22 protein-coding genes are annotated in these 24,437 nt (G+C 55.1%); 8 read left to right on the top strand and 14 right to left on the bottom strand.

Translation table 11 applies throughout. From position 1 onward, the window contains the following. Window positions 1-3: 3 nt before the first annotated feature. The 9 genes from rffC to trxA all read right to left on the bottom strand — a co-directional run bounded on the left by rffC (window position 4) and on the right by trxA (window position 9,389). Window positions 4-678 carry a dTDP-4-amino-4,6-dideoxy-D-galactose acyltransferase gene (gene rffC / locus CMQ96_RS25475; RefSeq protein WP_049131541.1) on the bottom strand — a complete coding sequence of 225 codons (675 nt, stop codon included), beginning with the start codon at window positions 676-678 and terminating at the stop codon, window positions 4-6. Next, on the bottom strand, window positions 656-1,537 hold the full coding sequence (rfbA, locus tag CMQ96_RS25470) for a glucose-1-phosphate thymidylyltransferase RfbA (RefSeq protein ID WP_004133281.1): 882 nt from the start codon (window positions 1,535-1,537) through the stop codon (window positions 656-658). The genes rffC and rfbA overlap by 23 nt, the downstream gene beginning before the upstream one ends. 18 nt (window positions 1,538-1,555) lie before the next feature. Further along, window positions 1,556-2,623: a dTDP-glucose 4,6-dehydratase gene (gene rffG / locus CMQ96_RS25465; RefSeq protein ID WP_049086030.1), complete on the bottom strand. Its 1,068-nt coding sequence runs from the start codon at window positions 2,621-2,623 to the stop codon at window positions 1,556-1,558. After that, window positions 2,620-3,882 carry a UDP-N-acetyl-D-mannosamine dehydrogenase gene (gene wecC, locus CMQ96_RS25460; protein WP_004133284.1) on the bottom strand — a complete coding sequence of 421 codons (1,263 nt, stop codon included), beginning with the start codon at window positions 3,880-3,882 and terminating at the stop codon, window positions 2,620-2,622. The genes rffG and wecC overlap by 4 nt, the downstream gene beginning before the upstream one ends. Then, complete coding sequence (wecB, locus tag CMQ96_RS25455; protein WP_024360631.1) at window positions 3,879-5,009, bottom strand: non-hydrolyzing UDP-N-acetylglucosamine 2-epimerase; 1,131 nt, start codon at window positions 5,007-5,009, stop codon at window positions 3,879-3,881. The genes wecC and wecB overlap by 4 nt, the downstream gene beginning before the upstream one ends. Window positions 5,010-5,065: 56 nt before the next feature. Further along, on the bottom strand, window positions 5,066-6,112 hold the full coding sequence (wzzE, locus tag CMQ96_RS25450; RefSeq protein ID WP_064342049.1) for an ECA polysaccharide chain length modulation protein: 1,047 nt from the start codon (window positions 6,110-6,112) through the stop codon (window positions 5,066-5,068). 21 nt (window positions 6,113-6,133) lie between these two features. Further along, on the bottom strand, window positions 6,134-7,228 hold the full coding sequence (wecA, locus tag CMQ96_RS25445; RefSeq protein ID WP_004127391.1) for a UDP-N-acetylglucosamine--undecaprenyl-phosphate N-acetylglucosaminephosphotransferase: 1,095 nt from the start codon (window positions 7,226-7,228) through the stop codon (window positions 6,134-6,136). A 242-nt stretch (window positions 7,229-7,470) separates the two neighbouring features. Next, window positions 7,471-8,730, bottom strand: coding sequence for a transcription termination factor Rho (rho, locus tag CMQ96_RS25440; RefSeq protein WP_002883293.1), 1,260 nt, complete (start codon window positions 8,728-8,730; stop codon window positions 7,471-7,473). Between the two features lie 329 nt (window positions 8,731-9,059). Then, the gene (trxA, locus tag CMQ96_RS25435; RefSeq protein ID WP_004097507.1) at window positions 9,060-9,389 is read right to left on the bottom strand and encodes a thioredoxin TrxA; all 330 of its coding nucleotides are present in this window, start codon (window positions 9,387-9,389) and stop codon (window positions 9,060-9,062) included. Between the two features lie 341 nt (window positions 9,390-9,730). On the opposite strand from trxA, the gene rhlB reads away from it, so the two are divergent. The 5 genes from rhlB (at window position 9,731) to CMQ96_RS25405 (ending at window position 15,488) form a co-directional block, all read left to right on the top strand. After that, window positions 9,731-10,996, top strand: coding sequence for an ATP-dependent RNA helicase RhlB (gene rhlB / locus CMQ96_RS25430; protein ID WP_024360632.1), 1,266 nt, complete (start codon window positions 9,731-9,733; stop codon window positions 10,994-10,996). A gap of 125 nt (window positions 10,997-11,121) precedes the next feature. Next, on the top strand, window positions 11,122-12,630 hold the full coding sequence (gppA, locus tag CMQ96_RS25420; protein ID WP_162685363.1) for a guanosine-5'-triphosphate,3'-diphosphate diphosphatase: 1,509 nt from the start codon (window positions 11,122-11,124) through the stop codon (window positions 12,628-12,630). Window positions 12,631-12,648: 18 nt separating this feature from the next. Then, a complete protein-coding gene (locus tag CMQ96_RS25415) occupies window positions 12,649-13,569 on the top strand; it encodes a LysR family transcriptional regulator (RefSeq protein WP_004133290.1) in 921 nt (306 codons plus the stop codon). 136 nt (window positions 13,570-13,705) lie between these two features. Next, complete coding sequence (locus CMQ96_RS25410; RefSeq protein ID WP_004133291.1) at window positions 13,706-14,704, top strand: amidohydrolase family protein; 999 nt, start codon at window positions 13,706-13,708, stop codon at window positions 14,702-14,704. Between the two features lie 61 nt (window positions 14,705-14,765). After that, on the top strand, window positions 14,766-15,488 hold the full coding sequence (locus tag CMQ96_RS25405; protein ID WP_004133293.1) for a DUF554 domain-containing protein: 723 nt from the start codon (window positions 14,766-14,768) through the stop codon (window positions 15,486-15,488). 35 nt (window positions 15,489-15,523) lie between these two features. On the opposite strand, the gene CMQ96_RS25400 is transcribed toward CMQ96_RS25405, so the two are convergent. Continuing rightward, window positions 15,524-16,309, bottom strand: coding sequence for a GntR family transcriptional regulator (locus tag CMQ96_RS25400; protein ID WP_049086033.1), 786 nt, complete (start codon window positions 16,307-16,309; stop codon window positions 15,524-15,526). A gap of 220 nt (window positions 16,310-16,529) precedes the next feature. Between CMQ96_RS25400 and CMQ96_RS25395 the strand changes: the two genes are divergently transcribed. Genes CMQ96_RS25395 through CMQ96_RS25385 form a run of 3 tightly spaced genes read left to right on the top strand, consistent with a single transcriptional unit; the run spans window position 16,530 to window position 19,926 of the window. Further along, entirely contained in the window at window positions 16,530-17,546 is a 1,017-nt protein-coding gene (locus tag CMQ96_RS25395) for an ADP-ribosylglycohydrolase family protein (RefSeq protein WP_004133296.1), read from the top strand. A gap of 18 nt (window positions 17,547-17,564) precedes the next feature. Beyond that, window positions 17,565-18,980: a cytosine permease gene (locus CMQ96_RS25390; RefSeq protein ID WP_098067521.1), complete on the top strand. Its 1,416-nt coding sequence runs from the start codon at window positions 17,565-17,567 to the stop codon at window positions 18,978-18,980. After that, the gene (locus CMQ96_RS25385; RefSeq protein ID WP_098067520.1) at window positions 18,964-19,926 is read left to right on the top strand and encodes a PfkB family carbohydrate kinase; all 963 of its coding nucleotides are present in this window, start codon (window positions 18,964-18,966) and stop codon (window positions 19,924-19,926) included. Before CMQ96_RS25390 ends, CMQ96_RS25385 begins: the two co-directional genes overlap by 17 nt. Before the next feature lie 3 nt (window positions 19,927-19,929). On the opposite strand, the gene rep is transcribed toward CMQ96_RS25385, so the two are convergent. From rep to CMQ96_RS25365, 4 genes are all read right to left on the bottom strand, one after another. After that, entirely contained in the window at window positions 19,930-21,948 is a 2,019-nt protein-coding gene (gene rep, locus CMQ96_RS25380) for a DNA helicase Rep (RefSeq protein WP_024360636.1), read from the bottom strand. A gap of 102 nt (window positions 21,949-22,050) precedes the next feature. Beyond that, a complete protein-coding gene (gene pnuC / locus CMQ96_RS25375) occupies window positions 22,051-22,773 on the bottom strand; it encodes a nicotinamide riboside transporter PnuC (protein WP_049131533.1) in 723 nt (240 codons plus the stop codon). Beyond that, window positions 22,773-23,522 (bottom strand): nucleoside phosphorylase, encoded by a 750-nt coding sequence (locus CMQ96_RS25370; RefSeq protein ID WP_032711118.1) that lies wholly within the window; start codon window positions 23,520-23,522, stop codon window positions 22,773-22,775. Before CMQ96_RS25370 ends, pnuC begins: the two co-directional genes overlap by 1 nt. Before the next feature lie 24 nt (window positions 23,523-23,546). Then, entirely contained in the window at window positions 23,547-24,251 is a 705-nt protein-coding gene (locus tag CMQ96_RS25365; protein WP_049086036.1) for a Crp/Fnr family transcriptional regulator, read from the bottom strand. Window positions 24,252-24,437 lie beyond the last annotated feature (186 nt).

Below are 24,437 nucleotides of genomic sequence, written 5' to 3'. Positions count from 1 at the left end.
ATGTCACCTGTATAACCAGTACGCGGTGCTTTCGATATTCGCACCGCTAAGAATGTAACGTTTAAGCGCGGCGGTGTTGCCCATCTGGGTCGCCACCCGCAGTGTCGTCAGCCCACGCAGCGCGGCCCAGCGCTGGGCTGCCTGCATTAATTCCACTCCGGCGCCGCGTCCGGCCAGCAGGCCAATCCTCGCCTCGCGCTCGCTGAGTTGGCGCAGGGAGACAAACGCGCGAATATCACCATCAGGGGCGCGAAACACCAGACACTGATGATCGAAAGTCCCGCGCACCGCATTTTCAATCCACTGGGCATAGAAACGACCGCTGGCATCGGCTGCGTACCAGGGGGCACGAAAACGGCTCTGCGCAAAGGCCAGCGCCGCCAGCTCGCGCAGCCGGGGGATATCCACCGCGGTCGCCGGCTCGGCGCCGCTATCATCAGAAGCCGCAGGCGAAAGCGCGAGATCGACCTCGCCCTCCACCAGCCGGAAGCCCAATGCCTGCAGTGCGTCCAGACGCGCGACATCATCCGCCGCGACTTTCGCCTGCACCCGCGACCATCCGGCCAGCGCTTGCGCCGTCAGCGGCGGCGCATCGTCGCCAAAGCGTACGATAGCGCTATTGACGCCGAAGAAGCGGTTTTCCCATTCAAGGGGTTTAATACTGGCGCGGACGGGCACGGAGTAAATCCAGTAAGTATTGGCCGTAGCCAGTTTTTTCCAGCCGTTTCGCCGCGCGCTTTACGCCGTCGTCGTCCAGCCAGCCGTTGCGCCAGGCGATCTCTTCCAGGCAGGCAATCTTGAAACCCTGACGTTTTTCCACCGTTTGCACAAACATGCTGGCCTCGATCAGGCTATCGTGCGTGCCGGTGTCGAGCCAGGCAAAACCGCGGCCCAGCAACTCAACCGTCAGCGCGCCATCGTCGAGATACATTTGATTGATGGAGGTGATCTCCAACTCGCCGCGCGCCGAGGGTTTAACCCGTTTCGCGTATTCCGCGACTTTACCGTCGTAGAAATAGAGGCCGGTTACCGCCCAGTTGGATTTGGGCTGCTTTGGCTTCTCCTCCAGCGAAATCGCGCGGAAATCGTCATCAAACTCCACCACGCCAAAGCGTTCCGGGTCCATCACCTGATAGCCGAACACCGTCGCCCCGGTCATGCGGGCCGCGACGCTACGCAGCTTCGGACTAAACCCCTGGCCGAAAAAGATGTTATCGCCCAGCACCAGACATGATGGTTCACCGTTGAGAAAAGCCTCTCCAATGATAAAAGCCTGCGCCAGCCCGTCCGGGCTTGGCTGTGCGGCGTAGCTTAGCTGCACGCCGAACTCCGAACCATCACCAAGCAGTCGTTGGAAATCACGCTGGTCATCCGGAGTGGTAATGATCAACACTTCGCGGATCCCGGCCAGCATCAGCACCGAGAGCGGATAGTAGATCATCGGCTTGTCGTAGATAGGTAGCAGCTGTTTTGAGACGCCGCGCGTGATCGGATGCAGACGTGTCCCCGATCCGCCTGCCAGAATAATACCTTTCATTTTTCCCCCCTCAAGCGCTCAGCCATGCAGCCCCAGGCGTTCACCCTGATAGCTGCCGTCCAGCACCTGCCGCCACCAGGATTCATTGGCCAGATACCACGCAACCGTTTTGCGCATCCCGCTGGTAAACGTTTCATTCGGCGTCCAGCCCAGCTCCCGCTCTATTTTCGTCGCGTCAATGGCGTAGCGTAGGTCGTGGCCGGGACGGTCGGCAACAAAAGTGATGAGATCGCGATAGCGCGCCAGGCCATTCGGCTTGTGCGGCGCCAGCTCTTCCAGCAGATCGCAAATGGTTTCTACCACCTCGATATTCTTCCGTTCATTATGGCCGCCAATATTATACGTTTCGCCCGGCTCACCGCGCGTTGCTACCTGATAGAGCGCCCTGGCGTGATCTTCAACGAACAGCCAGTCGCGAATCTGCTCGCCATTGCCATAAACCGGCAGCGCTTTACCCGCCAGCGCATTCAGGATGGTCAGCGGGATCAGTTTTTCCGGGAAGTGATACGGCCCGTAGTTATTCGAGCAGTTGGTCACCAACGTTGGCAGTCCGTAGGTGCGCTGCCAGGCCCGTACCAGATGATCGCTGCTGGCTTTCGAGGCCGAATAGGGACTGCTGGGCGCATAAGGCGTGGTTTCGGTAAAAAACGCGCCGCTATCGTGCAGATCGCCATAGACCTCATCCGTTGAGATATGGTGGAAGCGAAAGACCGATTTTTTTTCGTTCCCCAGCGTATTCCAGTAAGCACGCGCCGCTTCAAGCAGCGTATAGGTACCGACAATGTTGGTTTCGATAAACGACGCCGGACCATCAATAGAGCGGTCGACGTGGCTTTCGGCGGCAAGATGCATCACGATATCGGGCTGATAGTGGTGGAAGACACGGTCCAGTTCGGCACGATCGCAGATATCCACCTGTTCAAAGGCGAAACGCGGATCCCCGGCAACAGGCGCCAGCGACATCAGATTTCCGGCGTAGGTCAGCTTATCAACCACCACTACGTTATCAGTAGTTGCAGTGATAATTTCGCGCGCCACCGCCGAACCGATAAATCCCGCGCCACCGGTGACCAGAATCGTGCTCACCGCCACACCCCTTTGGTATCGACGATAAACTGCTGGCTAACGCTATCCCCGCCGACCGCTTTAAATTCTTTGTGATCGACCAGCATCACCAGCACATCGGCGCTCGCCAGCGCTTCGTCCAGCGTCGCCAGAGCGCACAGTCCGTCGAGCTTTTTCGGCAGATGATGAATATTTGGCTCAACGACCAGGGTTTCGCCGCCGTGCCAGCGGGCGATTTGCGCGGCGATAGCCATTGCCGGGCTTTCGCGCAGGTCATCAATATTCGGCTTAAACGCGAGGCCAAAGCAGGCGATTTTTAGCTCGCTGGCGCGTTTGTTGCTCACCGCGAGGCAGTCGGCGACTCGCGCTTTCACCTGGTCGATTACCCATTCTGGTTTGTGATCGTTAACTTCACGCGCGGTCCGGATAAGCCGAGCCTGCTGCGGATTCTGCGCCACGATAAACCACGGGTCGACCGCGATACAGTGGCCGCCAACGCCCGGGCCCGGCTGAAGAATATTGACCCGCGGATGACGATTCGCCAGGCGAATCAGTTCCCAGACGTTAATCCCCTGATCGGCGCAAATTAGCGAAAGTTCATTGGCAAAAGCGATATTAACGTCACGGAAGCTGTTTTCAGTCAGCTTGCACATCTCGGCAGTGCGCGAGTTGGTCACCACGCATTCGCCTTCAAGGAAGATTTTATACAGCTCGCTGGCGCGGGCCGAGCAAACCGGCGACATGCCGCCAATCACGCGATCGTTTTTAATCAGCTCAACCATCACCTGCCCCGGCAAAACGCGCTCTGGACAGTAGGCGATATTGACGTCGGCCGCTTCGCCAGCCTGCTGGGGGAAACTCAGATCGGGGCGCATTTCCGCCAGCCAGCCCGCCATCTGCTCGGTTGCCCCCACCGGCGACGTGGACTCAAGGATAACCAACGAGCCTTTCTTCAGCGTCGGGGCGATAGATTTCGCCGCCGATTCGACGAAAACCATATCCGGTTCGTGCAGATCTTTAAACGGCGTCGGCACCGCAATAAGATAGGCGTCGGCTGCTACCGGCGCGGTGGTGGCGCTCAGGTAGCCCTGTTCAACCGCCGTTTTGACGACGCTCGCCAGATCCGGCTCCACGATATGAATTTCTCCACGGTTAATGGTCTCCACGGCGTGTTGATTGATATCAACGCCGACCACCCGCTTTTGCCGGGAGGCGAACGCGGCAGCGGTTGGCAGGCCAATATATCCAAGGCCAATCACTGAAATGGTAGAAAAATTCATAGCGTTACCTGATTATTTTTAAGTGCAGACAAAATACGATGACACGCTTGTCCATCGCCGTACGGGTTATGCGCCCGGCTCATGGCCTGATACGCGGACTCATCTTGCAGCAAGCGCGTGACTTCATTGACGATGCGTTGGCTATCGGTGCCCACCAGGCACACGGTTCCCGCGCTGACCGCTTCCGGACGCTCGGTCATGTCACGCATCACCAGCACCGGCTTACCGAGCGATGGCGCTTCTTCCTGGATACCGCCTGAATCGGTCAGGATCAACCATGCGCGATTCATCAGCCAGACGAACGGTAGATAATCCTGTGGCTCAATAAGCATGACGTTCTCAACGTGGCCGAGAATACGCTTAACCGGCTCGCTGACGTTCGGGTTCAGATGCACCGGATAGACAATTTGTACGTCCGGATTGTTGGCGGCGATCTCCGCCAGCGCATGGCAGATTTGCTCAAAACCACGGCCAAAGCTTTCCCGACGGTGCCCGGTGACCAGAATCATCTTTTTGCCGTTGGCGAGGAAGGGATAGCGCTGAGTCAGTTCGTTGCGCAGGGCTTCATCGCTCAACACCCGGTCGCGCACCCAGAACAGCGCGTCAATAACCGTATTGCCGGTTACCGCGATCCGATTGTCGGCGATGTTTTCCCGCAGCAGGTTCTGCCGCGAGGTTTCCGTTGGCGCAAAGTGGTACGTTGCCAGATGTCCGGTCAACGTACGGTTCCCCTCTTCCGGCCATGGCGAGCTCAGATCGCCGGTACGCAGCCCGGCTTCCACATGCCCTACCGGAATGCGCTGATAAAAAGCGGCCAGGCTTGCCGCCATCGTCGTGGTGGTATCGCCATGCACCAGCACCACGTCCGGCTTAAACGACTCCAGCACCGGCTTTAAGCCCTCAAGGATGCGACAGGTAATCTCCGTCAAACCCTGCCCCGGCTGCATAATGTTAAGGTCGTATTCCGGAACAATAGAAAAAAGTTTCAACACCTGATCGAGCATCTCCCGATGCTGCGCGGTCACGCAAACTTTCGCCTCAAAATGAGGATCCTTTGCCAGCGCATGAACCAGAGGCGCCATTTTGATAGCTTCTGGTCTCGTGCCAAATACCGTTAGTACTTTCACATCGATTCTCTTCGATTAGGTGATAAAGGCTGAATGTCCTTCACCACGGGCCGCATTCACTGGACACGGCGACGCGATAACGCAACGCCTGCGCCGATGAGCGCGCCCACAATCCCCCACATCACCATCAGAAACACGCGGCGCGGGCTATCGCGTTTTACCGGTTCTTCAGGCGTTCGCAAATACCTGTAAGTCTGAAAACGCGGATCCAGGGTCGGCCCAACGTTTAATGTCGTTAGCATGGCGCGGCTTTGGTCATAATCAAGATCGTACTGCGGCCCCACCGCCTGCAGGTTTTCCAGTCGGGCCTGCAGCATCGGCCGCCCCAGTAAAAACAGCTCTGAATCCGGCAGCTGGTCTGGTGGAATATCGGTTTCGCTGCGGGAGATATTGTGCTGCTGCGCGACTTTCAGCGCCTGTTCCACGCTATGCATGCGGCGATTGAAAATCTCTCGCGCCACCTCTTCCTGGCGCTTCACCTGCGCTTTCATCTGGATGGTACGCGCGGCCCAGGCGCCTTTAAGCTCGTCATTCAGATGCCCTGCCGCACGCTGGCTGGCGAAAGCCACATACTGGCGCAGCAGATTATTGGCATCCGGAGCGGTTTCCGCCGTCAGCTTCACGCTATCGTTGACGCTTTTTAGCGCATCGCCGGGCATAAACTGGATATCGTTGATCAGGTCATCCAGCAGGGCGGCATCGGCGCGAGCGTTACCCGACTGGCGCTGCTTGTAGTAGTCCGTTTGCAGCCAGAAGTCGCGGCGGGTATCCCATGACGCCTGCTGCATGATGAACTCTTTATAAGCTTCATCCATTACCGAAGGCTGATCGACCGAGACGAGATTGGCCTTGATATCGAGATTGCGTAAAAACTGCTGCTGCGAATAGTATCCCCCCAGCATGTTTACCGTTGGCCGGTCGGTAATCGCCGTCGCGCTCCACTCCTGGCGAGCAAAAAAGGTATAAACCAGAACAATCAGTGCAAAGAGCACTGCGATACCTGCTATCCAGCTTTTTCCTGCCCATAAGGCGCGAAACAGCCCGCGAATATCCAGCTCATTCTCAACGTTCACTGTTTGTGCTCCCGGTAATGGTTGAGTCATCACGTCCCCAGATTGACTTGGTTAATTAGGATTATTGCCGCTGTGTCGCCGAATTCTGCGTCTAATGCGCTTAACCATGCGCGCCACTTTCCAGGCGCGTTTAATGCAGTAGCCATAAAGAAAGAAGGCTACCAAAAAGAGTATTAACATCACCCATTCCGGCACAATGCGGGTGTATTCCGCCACCACGCCAACCAGGGCCAGCAGCGCGGCGGCCAGGGTGATCAGGACAAATGCCTGGCGGGAAGTAAAGCCGGCGCGCATGATTAAGTGATGAATATGCTGGCGGTCCGGGGAGAATGGACTCATCCCTTTACGCAGGCGACGGTACATAATCGCCACCATATCCATCAATGGGATAGCAATAATCCACAGCGCCGTGACCGGGCTAATAGGATGCGTTTTTCCCTGCGTGGTCTCCAGCAGGATCCAGATGATAGTAAAGCCAATCATGGTGCTGCCGGCATCACCCATAAAGACCTTATAGCGACGACCAAGCGCACCGAGGTTAAGTAAAATATAGGGCAAAATGGCGGCAATCATCGCAAAACACCACATCGCCAAGCTGTACTGGCCATCAAACCACAGGATGATTCCCGTTGCCGCGAAAGAGACGGAGGAGAGGCCGCCAAGCAGCCCATCGATACCATCTACCATATTGAAAGCATTGATCGCCGCCCAAACGGCGAACAGCGTGAGGAAGAAGCCAAAGGGGCCGAGCACCAGCTCCCAAGAGCCGAATATAAAACCGAGGCTACTAAGATGAAGATTACCCACCATCATCATAATGACGGCGATAGCGGCCTGAATAACGGCGCGAATTTTTACGCTGATATCAAAGCGGTCGTCCAGCGCGCCGACCAGCACAAGCACCCCGGCACACCCCAGGTATAACCTTGCATGGGGAATGTAATAATCGGCGATGGCAAACGTAAAACAAATACCTGCGAAAACTGAAATACCACCGACTAACGGAATCAAACCCTGATGCCGTTTGCGATAGTTAGGTTTATCCACCAGCCCAACTCTTTTTGCCGCCTTGCGGGCGATAAATATAAACAGGGTAGTGAATAAGAAAATACTGATTAATTCAGTAATAGCAGTGAGTAAATTCACAACGCATGTGCTCTCAGCATAGTTAATCCGGGAAGTATAACGATGATGCCTCAACTCCAGAAGGGGCAAAGCAGAACATTACAAATTTATTGTAGAAATTTTAGACTGTTAAAGCCGTCTCTGCCTGCCAGCATTCTGCACACATCATACGTTAATACCCATTTTGTTTTCCCTTGCTGGATCATACAAACCCGGAAAACAAAACGCCACGCAATAGCGTGGCGTTTTCTGGCATTTTTAACTTACGAGCGCTTCATCATGTCGAAGAAGTCATCGTTAGTTTTGGTCATCGCCAGTTTATTGATGAGGAATTCCATCGCGTCGATTTCACCCATCGGGTGAATGATTTTACGCAGGATCCACATCTTCTGCAGCTCTTCCTGAGTGGTGAGCAACTCTTCTTTACGGGTACCGGAACGGTTGTAATCGATAGCCGGGAAGACGCGTTTTTCTGCGATCTTACGAGAGAGATGAAGCTCCATGTTACCGGTGCCTTTAAACTCTTCGTAGATAACTTCGTCCATTTTAGAACCGGTATCGATCAGTGCCGTAGCGATGATGGTCAGGCTGCCGCCCTCTTCCACGTTACGCGCGGCGCCGAAGAAACGCTTCGGACGATGCAGGGCGTTGGCGTCCACACCACCGGTCAACACTTTACCGGAAGCCGGGACCACGGTGTTGTAGGCGCGCGCCAGACGGGTAATGGAGTCGAGCAGGATGATAACGTCTTTCTTATGCTCAACCAGACGCTTCGCCTTCTCGATAACCATCTCGGCAACCTGAACGTGGCGGGATGCCGGCTCGTCAAAGGTCGAAGCGACAACTTCACCTTTAACCAGACGCTGCATCTCGGTCACTTCTTCCGGACGTTCGTCGATAAGCAGTACCATCAGTACGCAATCAGGATGGTTGTACGCAATGCTCTGCGCGATGTTCTGCAGCAGCATGGTTTTACCGGCCTTCGGCGGCGCGACAATCAGACCACGCTGGCCGCGGCCGATCGGCGACGCCAGATCCAGTACGCGGGCGGTTAAGTCTTCCGTTGAGCCGTTACCACGTTCCATACGCAGACGTGAATTTGCGTGCAGCGGGGTTAAGTTCTCGAACAGAATCTTGTTACGCGCGTTTTCCGGCTTATCGTAGTTAACTTCGTTAACTTTCAACAACGCAAAGTAACGCTCACCCTCTTTAGGAGGACGAATCTTACCGGAAATGGTATCACCAGTGCGGAGGTTGAAACGGCGGATTTGGCTGGGGGATACGTAGATGTCGTCGGGACCGGCGAGGTAGGAGCTGTCTGCTGAACGGAGGAAACCAAATCCATCCTGCAGTATCTCCAGTACGCCATCGCCAAAGATATCCTCGCCACTCTTCGAATGCTGCTTGAGGATGGCAAAAATAATATCCTGCTTACGCATACGGGCCAGGTTTTCCAGCCCCATATTTTCGCCGAGAGTAATCAGCTCAGAAACCGGCGTATTCTTTAATTCGGTAAGATTCATAATGGTGTGGGTTCTTAAACTCGGGGTAATTCTCGAACTTAATGTTGTGAATGGTATGGCAGGAACATCCATGCCTGTTAACGGCCTTCATCTCGTGTCTGTACGTTGCCTGGTCACAGGAAAGAACGCAGAACTGAAACGACTAAACGGAATGAGTGATAAGCCCGGATTATAAGCCTCACGCGCATTTTTGCGGGACGCTTTGGGTAAAACAAGATTCAAACAAAGGTATGTTTAAAACGAAGTCTGAGATTAACTTAGCACGACTCTCGCCGGGCGTCCAGAGATCCGCAAAAAATAGGAGGCTGGACGCCGGGAGAGCAAGCCGCTTACGCCAGGTTGGCGTCGAGGAACTCTTTTAACTGGCCTTTGGACAGCGCGCCAACTTTGGTCGCTGCAACTTCGCCATTTTTGAACAGCAGCAGGGTCGGGATACCGCGAATGCCGTATTTCGGCGCGGTGCCCGGGTTCTGATCGATGTTCAGTTTCGCAATGGTCAGTTTGCCCTGATACTCTTCAGCGATCTCATCCAGAATCGGGGCGATCATTTTGCACGGACCACACCACTCTGCCCAGAAATCGACGAGGGTTAGCCCGTCAGCCTTGAGTACGTCCGTGTCAAAACTGTCGTCAGTCAGGTGAATAATTTTATCGCTCATATTTAACTCCACAGGAATAAGCCTGGTGTGTTGGTGTCGCGGCCATCAACGACGTGTCGATGCTACGTTACGCACGCTGTTCTTCAGAATGCCTCTTTTATCGATCTGCGTCACAATGTCCATCATGAACTTTGCCCCGCAAAAGATAAAGCAACCCACGTTCAAACCGGCTTATCGCAGATTTGTCACCCTCGCCTCGCTTAGTAGTCTAAGCTTTCGAAGATTCGTTCAGTTGCCGCAGACGCACCTTGAATAATTTCATACATAGCCAACGAAAGGTTGACGTTATTTCACCGGATACGCTTTCTTAATGCAATAGTTAGCTGATATTCTACCACACTATGAGCAAAACACATTTAACAGAACAGAAGTTTTCCGACTTCGCCCTGCACCCGGCAGTGATTGAAGCCCTTGAAAAGAAAGGGTTTCATAATTGCACACCCATCCAGGCACTCGCCCTCCCGCTTACGCTGGAAGGTCGCGATGTCGCCGGGCAGGCGCAAACCGGTACCGGTAAAACGATGGCGTTTCTGACGTCAACGTTTCATTATCTTCTCACTCACCCGGCGATCGCTGACCGCCAGGTCAACCAGCCGCGCGCGCTGATCATGGCGCCGACGCGTGAACTGGCGGTACAGATTCATGCTGACGCCGAACCGCTGGCGCAGTCTACCGGTCTGAAGCTGGGCCTGGCATACGGCGGCGACGGCTACGATAAGCAGCTGAAAGTACTGGAAAGCGGCGTGGATATTTTGATCGGTACCACCGGTCGCCTTATCGACTACGCCAAACAGAACCATATTAACCTCGGCGCCATTCAGGTTGTCGTTCTTGACGAAGCCGATCGCATGTACGATCTCGGCTTTATTAAAGATATCCGTTGGCTATTCCGCCGTATGCCGCCGGCGAATCAGCGCCTGAACATGCTGTTCTCAGCCACCCTTTCTTATCGCGTCCGTGAACTGGCGTTCGAACAAATGAACAACGCCGAGTACGTCGAAGTTGAGCCTGAACAGAAAACGGGCCACCGTATTAAAGAAGAGCTGTTCTATCCTTCCAACGAAGAAAAAATGCGCCTCCTGCAGACCTTGCTTGAAGAAGAGTGGCCGGATCGCGCGATTATTTTCGCCAATACCAAGCATCGTTGTGAAGATATCTGGGGTCACCTGGCGGCGGACGGCCATCGCGTTGGCCTGTTAACCGGCGACGTCGCGCAGAAAAAACGCCTGCGAATTCTCGATGAATTTACCCGCGGCGATATCGACATTCTGGTCGCAACCGACGTTGCCGCCCGCGGTCTGCATATTCCGGCCGTTACGCACGTCTTTAACTACGACCTGCCGGACGATTGCGAAGACTACGTTCACCGTATTGGCCGTACCGGCCGCGCTGGCGCCAGCGGTCACTCCATCAGCCTGGCCTGTGAAGAGTACGCGCTGAACCTGCCGGCGATTGAAACCTATATTGGTCATTCAATTCCGGTCAGCAAATACAATTCTGACGCGCTCATGACCGAACTGCCCAGACCGCTGCGCCTCACGCGCCCGCGCCCTGGCAACGGCCCGCGTCGTAACGGTCCACCACGTAATCGTCGTCGTTCAGGTTAAAGCAATATGCCATACACAACATCATGCAAGTTGCATCAAGGCGGCAAGAGAACGAATCCCGATGAGCCTACTCAGGTAAGCGCTCCGGGAAAGAGAACGCGGCCAGCGCAGAGGCAGCTTGAAGGATGAAGTGTATGAGTTCCACCTCGCTCTATGCAGCTATCGATCTTGGCTCCAATAGCTTTCATATGTTGGTTGTACGCGAGGTGGCTGGGAGCATCCAGACCCTCAGTCGTATCAAACGCAAAGTCCGTCTGGCCGCTGGCCTTAATGGCGACAACACGCTCTCTGCCGAAGCCATGGAGCGCGGCTGGCAATGCTTGCGCCTGTTCGCCGAGCGTTTGCAGGATATTCCCCCGACGCAAATCCGCGTGGTCGCTACGGCGACGCTGCGCCTGGCGGTTAACGCCGGTGAGTTTCTGGAAAAAGCGCGGGAAATCCTCGGCTGCGCGGTGCAGGTTATCAGCGGCGAAGAGGAAGCGCGCCTGATTTATCAGGGCGTCGCGCATACAACCGGCGGCGCGGATCAGCGTCTGGTCGTGGATATTGGCGGCGCCAGCACCGAGCTGGTTACCGGCACCGGCGCGCAAACCACCTCGCTTTTTAGCCTGTCGATGGGCTGCGTGACCTGGCTGGAACGGTACTTCGCCGATCGCAGCCTGACCAAAGAAAACTTTGACCAGGCCGAAACCGCCGCGCGTGAAGTTTTGCGTCCCGTCGCCGATGTTCTGCGCTATCACGGCTGGAAAGTGTGCGTCGGGGCTTCCGGTACGGTCCAGGCGTTACAAGAAATCATGATGGCGCAGGGGATGGATGAACGCATCACCTTAGCCAAACTACAGCAGCTCAAACAGCGCGCTATTCAGTGCGGTCGTCTGGAAGAGCTGGAGATTGAAGGCCTGACCCTTGAACGCGCGCTCGTCTTTCCTAGCGGACTGGCGATTCTCATGGCCATCTTCAGCGAGCTGAACATTCAGTGCATGACGCTCGCCGGCGGCGCGCTGCGTGAAGGTCTGGTCTACGGCATGCTGCACCTGTCGATCGATCAGGATATTCGCAGTCGTACCTTACGTAATATTCAGCGCCGGTTTCTGGTTGATACCGAACAGGCGCAGCGCGTTGCCCAGCTGGCCGCCCATTTCGTTCATCAGGTGGAAAACAGCTGGGAAATTGAGCCGCTATGCTTCGATTTGCTGCAAAGCGCCTGCCAGCTGCATGAAATCGGCCTGAGCGTGGAGTACAAGCAGGCGCCTTTGCACGCCGCCTGGCTGGTGCGCAATCTGGACCTGCCCGGCTTTACCCCCGCGCAAAAGAAGCTGTTGGCGACCCTGCTGTTAAACCAAACCAGCACCGTCGACCTTTCTTCCCTTCATCAACAAAACGCGGTTCCGCCGAGAGTCGCGGAGCATATGTGTCGTCTGCTGCGTCTGGCTATTCTGTTTGCCAGCCGCCGACGCGACGACCTGCTGCCGATGATTACGCTGGCTGCCGTCGATGAAAATTTGACATTAACGCTGCCCCATGGGTGGATGGAAAATCATCCGCTGGGCCGGGAAATGGTCGAACAGGAGTGCCAGTGGCAGAGCTACGTTCACTGGCCGCTACTGCTGAACGAGGATGGCGCAGCAAAATAGCCCAATCAGGGGAATATCATGCGAGAAGAACTGGACTTCAAATCGCTACGTTTTTTTTCCGCCCTCTTCCGCCTGGGGAATGTCTCTCCTGCCGCCGAAGCGCTCAACGTCAGTCAGCCGACCGGCAGCCTGTTGTTGAAAAAGCTGCGCGAGCATTTTGACGATCCCCTGTTTGTGCGAATCGGGCAACGTATGGTGCCCACGCCTCGCGCCGATGATATCGCCCAGACCATTTTTACCATTCTTCAGCTAGTCGATAACCAACTTCCCGGCAATCCTGAATTTAACCCCCAAACCAATACGCGTAACTTCACTATCGGCATGACCGATATTAGCCAAATGACGTTGTTACCGCCGCTGCAGGCTCTGCTACAGCAGCAGCGCGCCGAAGGCATTACTTTTTCCGTATTGAATATCGACGATCAAACGCTGGGCGCGCTTGAGTCGGGTAAATGCGATTTAGCTATTGGCTATCTGATGCAGCTACCGGATAGCGTTTATCAGCAACGCCTGTTTAATCAATCCTACGTTTGCCTGGCGGCAGAAAACCATCCGCGGATCCGAGACTCGTTTACTGCCGAGAACTGGCGGCTGGAAAAGCATCTTGCCGTTCACGTCAACGGCACAGGGCATGGCGATATCGATAAATTGCTTAATGAGTACGGCATGCCGCGCCGTATCGCCCTCACCCTCCCCAGCTTTTTAGGCGCAGGCGAACTGGTTGCGGATAGCGAATTGCTTGCCGTCGTCCCCGAGCAGCTGGCGAACCATATTATTAATCGCTATCCCTGCTGCAGCTGGCCGTTGCCATTTTCGTTACCGGAAATTGCTATTCGCCAGGTCTGGCATCAGCGTCTACATCGCGATCCGGGGCATATCTGGCTACGGTCGCTGATCGTCAACTTACCCACAACGGGCAGTAACACAACCATCTATTAATTTTTAGACCTCAAATCATAATACTGTATTAGTTTTCCTGATAGTCTGTATTACATTCTGCATATTGCTGCCAATACGTAAAAAATCCTATTCTCCTCGCATCAGATAATATCGAAAACGATTAGAGGAATAGATTATGCGTGGTAAAATCGCTTTAGAAGAGCACGTTTCAACACCTAAAAATAACAGCCTGTGGGATGCAACGGGTGAAGCCTCAAGAAATGGTTCTGAATACATGCAGGACGTTGAGCGCCGCTTATTAGATCGTAGCTATCAGCTGAATGAAATGGCCCAGAGGAATATTGACCATGTTATCCTTTCTTTAACTTCACCTGGGGCCCAATCTATTTTAGATAAAGCGACAGCCGTATCTTTTGCTCGCGAAACCAATGACTATATCATCGAGAACTACGTTAAACCCAATCCGGATAAATTCAGCGCATTCGCTACTTTAGCATTACAAAATCCCGAAGCTGCGGCCGAAGAGCTGGATCGCGCAGTAAAAAAACTGGGAATGAAAGGCGCGCTGATTAACGGTTATACCAATGTCCAGGATAGCGAACACGGCCTGTACCTGGATGATGAATCGATGCTGGTATTCTGGGATAAAGTCAATGAGCTGAACGTTCCCGTTTATCTGCATCCTCGTGAACCATTAGAAGGCGCTGCGCGCGGTATCTACACCGGCTATGAAAGCCTGATCGGTTCCGCCTGGGGGTTTGCGCAGGAAACCGCAGTTCATGCGATTCGCCTGATGATGAGCGGACTGTTTGACCGCTATCCAAACCTGAATCTGGTGCTGGGCCATTTAGGCGAAGGACTGGTCCATATGCTGCCACGAACGCAGCATCGTCTCTATCGCCAGCGTTTCGGCTGCGGCCTCGGCAAAGCAGAAAAACCATTAATGCACTATTTGCAGAATAACTTTATCGTGACCACCAGCGGCCACTTTAATACTTATTCGCTGCAAAATGCGCTTGATATTATGGGCCCGGATCGCGTGATGTTTTCCGTCGATTATCCCTATGAAGATATTCATCAGGCCTGCGATTGGTTCGATCCGCTGGAAATGGATACTGAACTGAAAGATAAAATTGCCTGGGGCAACGCTAGCCGCGTGTTTAATATTAAATAACCCATCCCATTACAACTAAAGGGCCTAATAACAGGCCCTTTTCATTTATGGAGAATATATCATGCCGCTAGGTATTTTTATTTGCAGTGGTTCACTGCTTATCGGTGCCATTTTTGGCGCTTCTCTCAACCGATTTATTCCTGAGCATTTAAAAAAAACCTTACCGCTAATCGCCGGATTAATATCCATCAGTATGGGTGTATTTTTTCTCAATAAGTTGATAAATCTGCCGCCTATTGCTTTGGCAGTCATCGTGGGTACCATTATCGGTAGCCTGCTGCATATCGAAAAGCTTATCGAAAATGCCGCAATGAAGCTTCGGGGTCCTATCGAGAAGGTTTTTCCCACCAACGGCAACTCCGGTATGGAGCCAGAGGATTTTACCAACCAGTTTATCGCCGTACTGATCCTGTTTTGCGCCAGCGGAACCGGTATTTTTGGTGCATTAACCGAAGGAATGACCGGAGATGCGACAATATTGATCACTAAATCTATTCTCGACTTCTTCACCGCCGCTATTTTTGCCTCCGCGCTGGGGTATATCATCGCCGTTATTTTTGTGCCCCAGCTAATTGTATTTGCGATCCTCTTCTTCGCCGCCAGCTTTATTATGGTGTTTATCACTCCGTCAATGATCGCGGATTTTACGGCCTGCGGCGGCATCGTCATGTTGGCGACGGGTTTTCGACTCTGCGGTATTCGCGCTTTTCCAACGGCGAACATGCTACCCTCGCTGCTGCTGGTAATGCCCTTCTCCGCCGCCTGGCAACAATGCATCGCCTGAAGGGCATCTTTACCAGCATCGCCCGGATACTGGCATCACGCCTCTTTTCTGCGTACGACGTCTGGTTTGCCGCCAGGCAACGACTGGAGCTTCACTCTGAAATCAAAATTAAAGTAATTGCTCAGGCAGAAGGCGGTACCGTACTCAAGCACCTCGCCCTGAGCATTACGGCTTTTCAGCGTAATTTTCATCAATGGCACCCCCTGCGGCAAGTCGAGCAAATTCAGCTCTTCCCCCGAAGGAACATGTACCGTCAAGGAGTAATCCTGAAGATCGGGAAAAATAGCATTTTCCGCCCAGTGCGCGTACAGCGACCCTTCAAGTAAATCCGGGCGGGGCAAGAAATGCTCGGGAATAAACATGGTTTCGATAGAAACCGGAAGGGCATCGACCAGACGTACGCGTTTAATTTTCGCCACCCGATCGCCGACCGCGATCTCCAGCTCACGAGCCAGAAAATCATCCGCCGCCAGCTTTTCCCGCACCAGCCATCGATTGGACACCGTTCCTGAATTTTGTAGCTGGGCAGAAAACCCGCCGCTGGCAAGGTTATAGCTTACCGGCAGATTCACCTCGGTCCCTTTTCCATGGCGCTTAATCACCAACCCGGCTTCCAGCAGCGCATCAAGGGCCTTAACCACCGTCACGCGCGATAGTTCCAGCGTCTGCGACATTTTGCGCTCGGAGGGCAGAATGCTGCCGTGCGTCAATAACCGCTCCGTCATCGCAGCTTCAATAGCTTGTTTAAGCTGAATATAAAGCGGCGCGGGAGCCTCTGCATTCAGACGCCCTTTTATATACTCAAGCAACGGTTGCGACATAATTTCGTGGCCTTGCGGAATTCAGTGGCAGTGGATTTATCATAGTGGATCCATACTGGAATCAATAGCCCCATCATAACGTCTCCCCACTATTTTGAGCGCCGCATTTTTCTCTCAGAATGCGCCTGCGATCACAGCATGATGATAAAGGACTTTAACTGGACTTAATCTGGATCTATTTTTAGATTAACTTTTATTCATTTCTTCCTGGGAGCCGACGATGTCTGATATTCGCCCTACCTATATTGCCGAAAGCCGCATCCTTGGCTGTCTTTTTGGGCAAGCCATCGGTGATGCGATGGGCATGCCCTCTGAACTGTGGCCTAAACGTCGAATCATTAACCATTTTGGCTGGATTGAACGCTTTCTTCCCGGACCGAAAGAGAATATTGCTGCCTGCGAATTTCGCGCCGCCGAGTTCACGGATGACACCCATCAGTGCATCGCGCTGATGGATGCGCTTGATGAAAACAACGGCGTGACCGATCCACTGGCCATCGCCAGACACATCCTGCTGTGGGCCCGACGCTGCCAGGCATTTGAGAAAAATATTCTCGGCCCAACCTCAAAGGCTTCTCTGATCGCGCTCGAACAGGGGCAACCGCTGGATGAGATCGCGGCCAACGGCGTGACCAACGGTGCGGCAATGCGCGTGGCGCCGATGGGCTGTCGACTGCCCACCGAGGACAGGGCGTTTTTCATTGAGCAAGTGCGGCTATCCTGCCTGCCGACGCACAAATCCGACATCGCCATCGCCGGCGCGGTGGTCATTGCCTGGGCGATCAGCCGCGCCATTGAAGGGGCCGAATGGCCGTTAATCAAAACGGAGCTGGCGTCGCTGGCAAATGAAACCCAGCGCCATTACGAGTCCACTTTTAGTCCACTTCTTGGGAACCGTATCCACCTGGCGCTGGAAACGATCTCCGGAGAGACTGACCACCTGACAGGTATCGAACGTATTTATGAGGATATCGGCGCCGGTATGGATATTATCGAGTCTGTCCCCGCAGCGATTGCGCTGGTCGAGCTGGCAAAAACGCAGCCCATGAAATGCGCTATGCTGGCAGCCAATTTAGGCGGCGACACCGACACTATTGGCGCGATGGCAACCGCCATCTGCGGCGCGCTTCATGGCATAGAGGCTTTTCCTGAAGAACCTATACAACAGATTAAGCAGGCCAACAGCATCGACTTCGCGCCTTACGCACAGCGGCTTGCAGGATACCGCTTCGCATAATTCACTGAGGGCATCACTATGGACAGCAAAGCTTCATACGATGGAAATATCCAGACGGCAGATCCCGGAATGGCGGAATTAGGGATCGGTCTCGTTCCTCCGGTCCACCAGACCCAACAACCGGTCCAGCTGTTTTTCGTCTGGTGCGCCGCGAATATTGGCATTCTTGGTGTCGTTTACGGCGCGGTCATTGTGGCGTTTGGCCTCTCATTCTGGCAGTCGCTCCTTGCCGCCGTGGCGGGCGTCGCCTCTTTTGCGCTGGTCGGCGTCACCAGCATCGCCGGCAAAATCGGCCGCACCACGACGCTCACCCTCTCCCGGGTCATTTTTGGCAAACGCGGCAATATCGCGCCCACCAGCTTCTGTTGGGTGAATCTGATGGGCTGGGAAGCGGTCAATATCATTACCGGCACGCTCACCCTCGTCGCGCTGTTTGCCGCCATGGGTCTTGAAGAGAGCCTGACCACCACCGCGCTGTCGCTTTTCTTGTTTGGCGGGCTGACCGTACTGGTCAGCGTGCTCGGACAAAATGCCGTGCTGATGATGCAAAAATGGATCACCCGGATCTTTGGCGCCATGACGCTGCTGGTAGTGATCTATTTACTCTTCACCGCAGACTGGCAGGCCATCCTCGCGCTGCCTTCAGGCAGCTGGCTCACCGGCTTTTTGCCAGCGGTATCAATTATTGCCGCGGGCACCGGCATCAGCTGGGCTATCGCCGGCGCCGACTATAGCCGGGATCAGCGTCCCGACGCCGGTGAAAAGCCTATTTTTCTCGCCGTTGTCAGCGGCGCCGCGCTCCCCCTACTGCTGCTGATGCTCACCGGGATACTGCTTACCGCCCAGATCCCCGACCTGGCCTCCAGCGAGAACCCCATTTCAGCGATTGGCAAACTGCTGCCTTCCTGGATGGCAATCCCCTATCTGGCCGCGGCGACCGCCGGGGTCGTGACCATCGCCGTGCTGAGTCTCTATTCCGCCAGCCTTAACCTGTTAAGCATGGGGATTAAGCTCCAGCAGCGCTCCGCCGTAGCCCTTGATGCCGTTCTGGTGCTGGGGATCGCGCTCTATGTGCTGTTTGTCTCGAAAGATTTTCTCGGCCCTTTCATCGCGTTTCTGATTTTCTGCGGCGTATTTCTGGCCGCCTGGGCCGCCATTTTTATGGTCGATTTTTATCGGATTCGCCGCCGAGCCGGATATGCTGAAGCTGATTTATTCAGGGAAAGCGGAGCGAACCGCACCGCGCTGGGCTGCTGGATTGTCGGCGCGCTGGCGGGATTGATGGTATCCAAAACCGGGTTTATCGACGGACCTTTCGCGGTCGGCATTTTCGCGGACTCCAGCCTGGGTCTGTTTGTCTCTTTTATTCTGAGCCTGGCGCTGTATCTGGCGTTCGGCGCAAGAAAGGAGGCCAGCCGTGACAATAACAGCTGACCTGCTGTCGCCGCGGCGGCCGATCGTGGTTATCGGCGCCGCTTTTGGCGACATGATTCTCCATCTCGATGCGCTGCCGCATAGCGGTAGCGATGTTTCTGCCCGCGATGGCGGACGGCAGATTGGCGGCTGCGCGTTTAATGTCGCCCGCGCGCTCTCGCGCCTTGAACTCCCTTTGATAAACGCGATACCGGTGGGCAATGGCGAGTGGGGGCAGGCCGTTGCACAGAAAATGGCGCTGGAAAACCTACCCGTCCTCTTGCGCCACCCCACCCACGATAACGGCTGGTGTCTGGCACTCGTCGAGGCGAACAAAGAGCGGACGTTTATCACCATTGAGGGCTGCGAGCAGCACTGGAACAACGAGCTGCTGGCACAAATTCCGCAGCCGAAGGACGCCATAATTTATGTCTCTGGCTACGAGCTGGCCAGCGAAGCGCTGCGCCAGTGGATTCTGGACCTTACGGAAGATAAAACGCTGTTTGTCGATTTTGGCCCGCGTCTGAACGATCTGGATATTCACTTTATCCAGGCGCTGCTGGGCAAAGCTCCTGTGCTCACTCTGAATCACGATGAACTCAGCGTGCTGTGTGCACGTTTATACGATTTGGATAGCGCGACCCTTGACGCCGCTTCACGGCTCGCCAGCGACTGGCATTTACGGGCGATCTGTCGGTTCGATAAAGATGGCGCGTGGGTGGTTGAACCTGACGCACAACCGCAGCATATTCCTGCCTGCCGCGTGAAGGTCTACGATACGATTGCCGCTGGAGACAGCCACTGCGCCGGTACGATCGCCGGGCTGGCCTGCGGGATGGATCTGCGCCAGGCCGCGCTGCTGGGCAATGAAGTAGCGGCTATTGTCGTCACCCGGCCGGGTGCAGACGGTGCTCCGGGTCGCGAAGAGCTACGTCAGTTCCAGAGTCAGCAGCAAAACGGCCGCTAGCCGCTATTTACGCGCTTTCGCCAGCATCGCCCGGATGTTGGCGACGTTCGCCTGACCTTTATGCATGCGCTCTTCCGGCGAAATCACTTTGCGCTCCTGCTCCCAAATCAGATCATCCTGCGGCAGCTCCAGCAGGAAACGGCTCGGCTCCGGTCGCACCAGCTCGCCGTACTGACGGCGCTCTTTGCACAAGGTAAAAGTAAGCTCTTTCTGCGCGCGGGTGATACCCACGTAGGCAAGACGGCGTTCTTCATCGACGTTGTCTTCATCAATACTGCTCTGGTGCGGCAGCAGCCCTTCCTCCATGCCAACCAGGTAGACGTAGGGGAACTCCAGCCCTTTTGAAGCGTGAAGCGTCATCAGCTGTACCTGATCCGTCTCCTCATCCGACTCGCCGCGCTCCATCATGTCTCGTAGCGTAAAACGGGTCACGACCTGGGTGAGGGTCATCGGTTCATCGATATCGCTGCCCTCCAGCATTTCCGTCATCCACGTGAAGAGCGTATTGACGTTTTTCATCCGCATTTCGGCGGCTTTCGGGCTGGGCGAAGTCTCATAGAGCCAGGATTCATAATCCACGCCGCGGATCAGATCGCGGACGGCGGCAATCGGCTCGCGCTCTGAAAGCTGCTGGATCTCCCGCAGCCAGTGGGTGAAGCGGGTCAAAGACTCATAGCCGCGTCCGTTCAGCGTCTGGGTCAGGCCCATATCGAAGCTGGCAGTAAACATGCTTTTATTGCGCCCCATCGCCCATTCGCCCAGCTTTTGCAGCGTCGCCGAACCGATTTCGCGCTTCGGCGTATTGACGATGCGCAGGAAGGCGCTGTCGTCATCAGGGTTAGTCAGCACGCGCAGATAGGCCAGCAGGTCTTTAATTTCCGGACGGGAAAAGAACGACGTGCCGCCGGAAATTTTGTACGGGATGCGGTTTTGCATCAGCATCTTTTCGAAAACCCGCGACTGATGGTTGCCGCGATACAGGATCGCGTAATCCTTATAGGCGGTTTTATTAATAAAGTGATGGGCGATCAGTTCGCCAGCCACGCGTTCCGCCTCGTGGTCTTCATTGTTGGCGGAGAGCACCTTCAGCTCTACGCCATAGCCCAGCTCGGAAAACAGGCGCTTTTCGAAGACGTGCGGGTTGTTGGCAATCAGGATGTTGGCCGCCTTCAGAATACGCCCGGAAGAGCGGTAGTTTTGCTCCAGCTTGATCACCTGCAGCGCCGGGAAATCCTGGCTTAGCAGCACCAGGTTCTGCGGCCGCGCGCCGCGCCAGGAGTAGATCGACTGATCGTCATCGCCGACTACGGTAAAGCGCGCCCGCTGCCCCACCAGCAGTTTCACCAGCTCGTACTGGCTGGTGTTGGTGTCCTGGTATTCATCCACCAGCAGATAGCGAATCTTGTTCTGCCAGCGCTCCCGCACCTCTTCGTTGCGCTGCAGCAGCAGGGTCGGCAGCAGGATCAGATCGTCAAAGTCGAGTACGTTACAGGCTTTCATATGCGCGTCGTACAGCCCGTAGCAGTGAGCAAAGATCCGATCCCGCTCCCCTTTCGCGCCGGCGGCGGCCTGGGCAGGGGTTTTCAGATCGTTTTTCCAGTTGGAGATCGTGGAGATCAGCTGCTGAAGCACCACTTTATCGTCTTCGATCAGCCCTTCGGTGAGCTCTTTTAACAGCGCCACCTGGTCGGTATCGTCGAACAGCGAGAAGTTGGATTTCATCCCTAACGCAGCGTATTCGCGTTTGATGATATCCAGCCCCAGCGTGTGGAAGGTGGAAATCATCAGGCCGCGCGCTTCTTTACGCCCCAGCGTTTGCCCGACGCGCTCTTTCATTTCGCGCGCCGCCTTGTTGGTAAAGGTAACCGCCGCGATATGGCGCGCCTGGTAGCCGCAGCCGCGGATCAGGTGGGCGATTTTATTGGTAATAACGCGGGTCTTACCGGAACCGGCACCCGCCAGCACCAGGCACGGTCCGGTAACGAATTCGACGGCTTGTTGTTGGCCAGGATTTAAACGCATGGGTGTATTTTGCTCAATCTTCGAACGGGGTGGGGATTGTAGCAGAAAGAGGGGCGGTGAGAGCAACAGGCTGCCCATTCAGGCAGCCTGGAAATCGGTCAATCAGGATGCGGCAAGCGGAGTATAGCCGTTACGCTGCGCGCTCTTGATCCAGCTGTACGAGCCCATCACCGCGATCGCCGTCAGCAGGACATATTCAAGCGACATGGCGTAAACGCCTTGTACCGCGTAGATAACGACGCTAATCACGTCAATAAGTACCCACAGCAGCCAGTTTTCGACGAACTTACGCGTCATCAGCACCATGGCGGCAATCGACAACACCAGCATGGTGGAATCCCAGAACGGGAAGGCATCGGGCTGGAGGTCGGGCATCGCAACCTGCATACCGAAAGTTTGCAGCAGGGCAATCATGATACGAGTGAGCGTCGCGAACACCGGATCGATAAACAACGTCATCAAAATAATCGCCACCGCGCAGACGCCGCCCAGCGCCAGCGTTTGCTGACGGGAAAGCCAGCGTACCTTGAGCGCGGCCTCCTGCGCCTCGTTTTGCCGGCTCCACGCGTACCAGCCGTAAATGTTGGCTGCGAAAAAAAACACCTGCAGCAGCAGGCTGGCATAGAGCTGAATCTGGAAAAAAATGGCCGCAAACAGCGTGACGTTGATCAGGCCAAACAGATAGTTGATGATTTTTTCCCGGCTGGCGCACCAGATACACAACAGGCCGAATATGGTACCGATGGCTTCAATCCACGATAGCGCATAGCCGCCTTCGCCGAGAGGAATGTTGACCATCACATTGTTAATGCTAAAAAAATCCATCACAAACCTCCTTGCTGGCTAGCGGAATAAATGGCGCGTAGCGCCAGGGTAATTTGCCGTTCTTCGCCCTGCTGGCACAGCGCTTCCTGCTGGACATAATCATTGATGCTGCTATCCAGACAACCGTTATGGGCAACAACCACGTTGAGTAATGAAGCCGTACGTAGCCCGCGCAGCGCGCCGATAGTCATCAGGGCGGCGCTCTCCATATCCGCCCCCAGAATGCCGCGCGCCGACCACTGCGCATCCAGTTCCGCCTCACGATCGGTATAGAAACTGTCATGGCTACGCACCAGACCGCACGCGGCCGGGATATTCATCTGCCGCGCCTGCGCCATCAGTTCCCAGGTCAGCTGTGGGTCAGCGCAGGCCGGATAGCCCGCCGGCGCATAGGTTCGGCTGGTACCGTCATCCATCACCGCGGCGTGAGCGATAATCACGTCGCCGAGCGCAAGATTATCCTGCAGTGCCCCGCAGCTGCCGATACGAATCAGAGTGGTTACGCCGATCTGGCGCAGTTCTTCAATGGCGATCGCGGTGGAGGGGCCACCGATTCCGGTGGAGAGTACCAAAATCTCGACGCCCTGATACCAGCCGCGCGCGGCGCGAAACTCCCGGTTCTGACCGAGCGGCTGTGGATTATCAAGAAAATTGGCGATGCGGTCGACCCGCTGCGGGTCGCCCGGCAGCAGCGCGTATCGCGCGCCGGTCATCTCTTTGCTTAACTGGATATGGGGTTGCAGCGACATTCTCCCGCCTCCTTACTCTTGCGGTTATCCGATATCAGCCTCCTGCTTCAGTTTTTCAGGAGCTAACAACACAATGCGTTCACCATCGGTATCAATAATCTGTAGCGCTTTCAGGTCATGCAAAATACGGTTAATACTGCGGGTCGTCGCCGCGAATTCCTGGCTGAGATTTTGCTTATCCAGCAAGATTTCACTGGCGCCATCCTTTTGATAACGCAGCCATAACGCCTGACATACCCGCTGATGCAGCGAGTAAAGATTGTCGCTGCTGGCCTTCTTCGATAGCTGGTAATACTGCTGGCTAAAAAAGCGCAGCATCCGCTGGTTAAAATGGTTATCTAACGCCAGCCAGCGGCAGAAATGTTCCTGCGACAGGCTCAGGAGCTGCACATGACCCACCGCCACCACCGAGCAGATGTAATGACGCGACTCAAAGATCTCGAGCTCGCCCAGCATGTCGCCTTTACGGTAACGGGCCTGGCGGTAGCGGCGCCCGTCTTCAGCCTCATAGAAAACGTCCACCTCACCGGCGATAATCAGCGAAAACCGCTGACACACGTCACCCTGTCGGCAGATAAAATCACCGCGCGGGATCTCTTCGAAGCGCCAGCGCCGCATGATCTCCAGAGGACAATATTTCAGTAATTCATAGAGCAGCGGATCGCTGACAATCTCGCTCAGCCCGGAAAGCCAGCTAACTGAAAAGTCAGGTTTTTTCATTGTGTCCATGTTATCTCGCTCCACGACGTTAAGGACAGGACGGCTGTCCCTGGCAGGGGGGAATACGCCGGATAAAAGTGTTGCTCATCTCCCGCTTCCGTCTATCAGGCGAGACATCTGTCCCGCGATGGCGAAGAGTATATGTCCACGACCAAAGCGGGTGGTAAAGTAACGGGATATCTTTGAGACGTGAGA

The sequence above is a fragment of the Klebsiella sp. MBT K-1 genome, from assembly GCF_002556465.1.
Taxonomy (GTDB): domain Bacteria; phylum Pseudomonadota; class Gammaproteobacteria; order Enterobacterales; family Enterobacteriaceae; genus Klebsiella; species Klebsiella grimontii.
This window is presented reverse-complemented; position numbering and strand designations above follow the sequence as displayed.

Bases quoted from the DNA above. Each gene is read 5' to 3' on its own strand.
- trxA (WP_004097507.1), bottom strand. From the start codon at position 9,389: ATGAGCGATAAAATTATTCACCTGACTGACGACAGTTTTGACACGGAC.
- CMQ96_RS25365 (WP_049086036.1), bottom strand. From the start codon at position 24,251: ATGGACACAATGAAAAAACCTGACTTTTCAGTTAGCTGGCTTTCCGGG.
- wecC (WP_004133284.1), bottom strand. From the start codon at position 3,882: ATGAATTTTTCTACCATTTCAGTGATTGGCCTTGGATATATTGGCCTG.
- CMQ96_RS25400 (WP_049086033.1), bottom strand. From the start codon at position 16,309: ATGTCGCAACCGTTGCTTGAGTATATAAAAGGGCGTCTGAATGCAGAG.
- CMQ96_RS25410 (WP_004133291.1), top strand. From the start codon at position 13,706: ATGCGTGGTAAAATCGCTTTAGAAGAGCACGTTTCAACACCTAAAAAT.
- CMQ96_RS25405 (WP_004133293.1), top strand. From the start codon at position 14,766: ATGCCGCTAGGTATTTTTATTTGCAGTGGTTCACTGCTTATCGGTGCC.
- CMQ96_RS25390 (WP_098067521.1), top strand. From the start codon at position 17,565: ATGGACAGCAAAGCTTCATACGATGGAAATATCCAGACGGCAGATCCC.
- wzzE (WP_064342049.1), bottom strand. From the start codon at position 6,112: ATGACTCAACCATTACCGGGAGCACAAACAGTGAACGTTGAGAATGAG.
- pnuC (WP_049131533.1), bottom strand. From the start codon at position 22,773: ATGGATTTTTTTAGCATTAACAATGTGATGGTCAACATTCCTCTCGGC.
- CMQ96_RS25395 (WP_004133296.1), top strand. From the start codon at position 16,530: ATGTCTGATATTCGCCCTACCTATATTGCCGAAAGCCGCATCCTTGGC.
- gppA (WP_162685363.1), top strand. From the start codon at position 11,122: ATGAAGTGTATGAGTTCCACCTCGCTCTATGCAGCTATCGATCTTGGC.
- CMQ96_RS25370 (WP_032711118.1), bottom strand. From the start codon at position 23,522: ATGTCGCTGCAACCCCATATCCAGTTAAGCAAAGAGATGACCGGCGCG.
- rfbA (WP_004133281.1), bottom strand. From the start codon at position 1,537: ATGAAAGGTATTATTCTGGCAGGCGGATCGGGGACACGTCTGCATCCG.
- rho (WP_002883293.1), bottom strand. From the start codon at position 8,730: ATGAATCTTACCGAATTAAAGAATACGCCGGTTTCTGAGCTGATTACT.
- CMQ96_RS25415 (WP_004133290.1), top strand. From the start codon at position 12,649: ATGCGAGAAGAACTGGACTTCAAATCGCTACGTTTTTTTTCCGCCCTC.
- rhlB (WP_024360632.1), top strand. From the start codon at position 9,731: ATGAGCAAAACACATTTAACAGAACAGAAGTTTTCCGACTTCGCCCTG.
- rep (WP_024360636.1), bottom strand. From the start codon at position 21,948: ATGCGTTTAAATCCTGGCCAACAACAAGCCGTCGAATTCGTTACCGGA.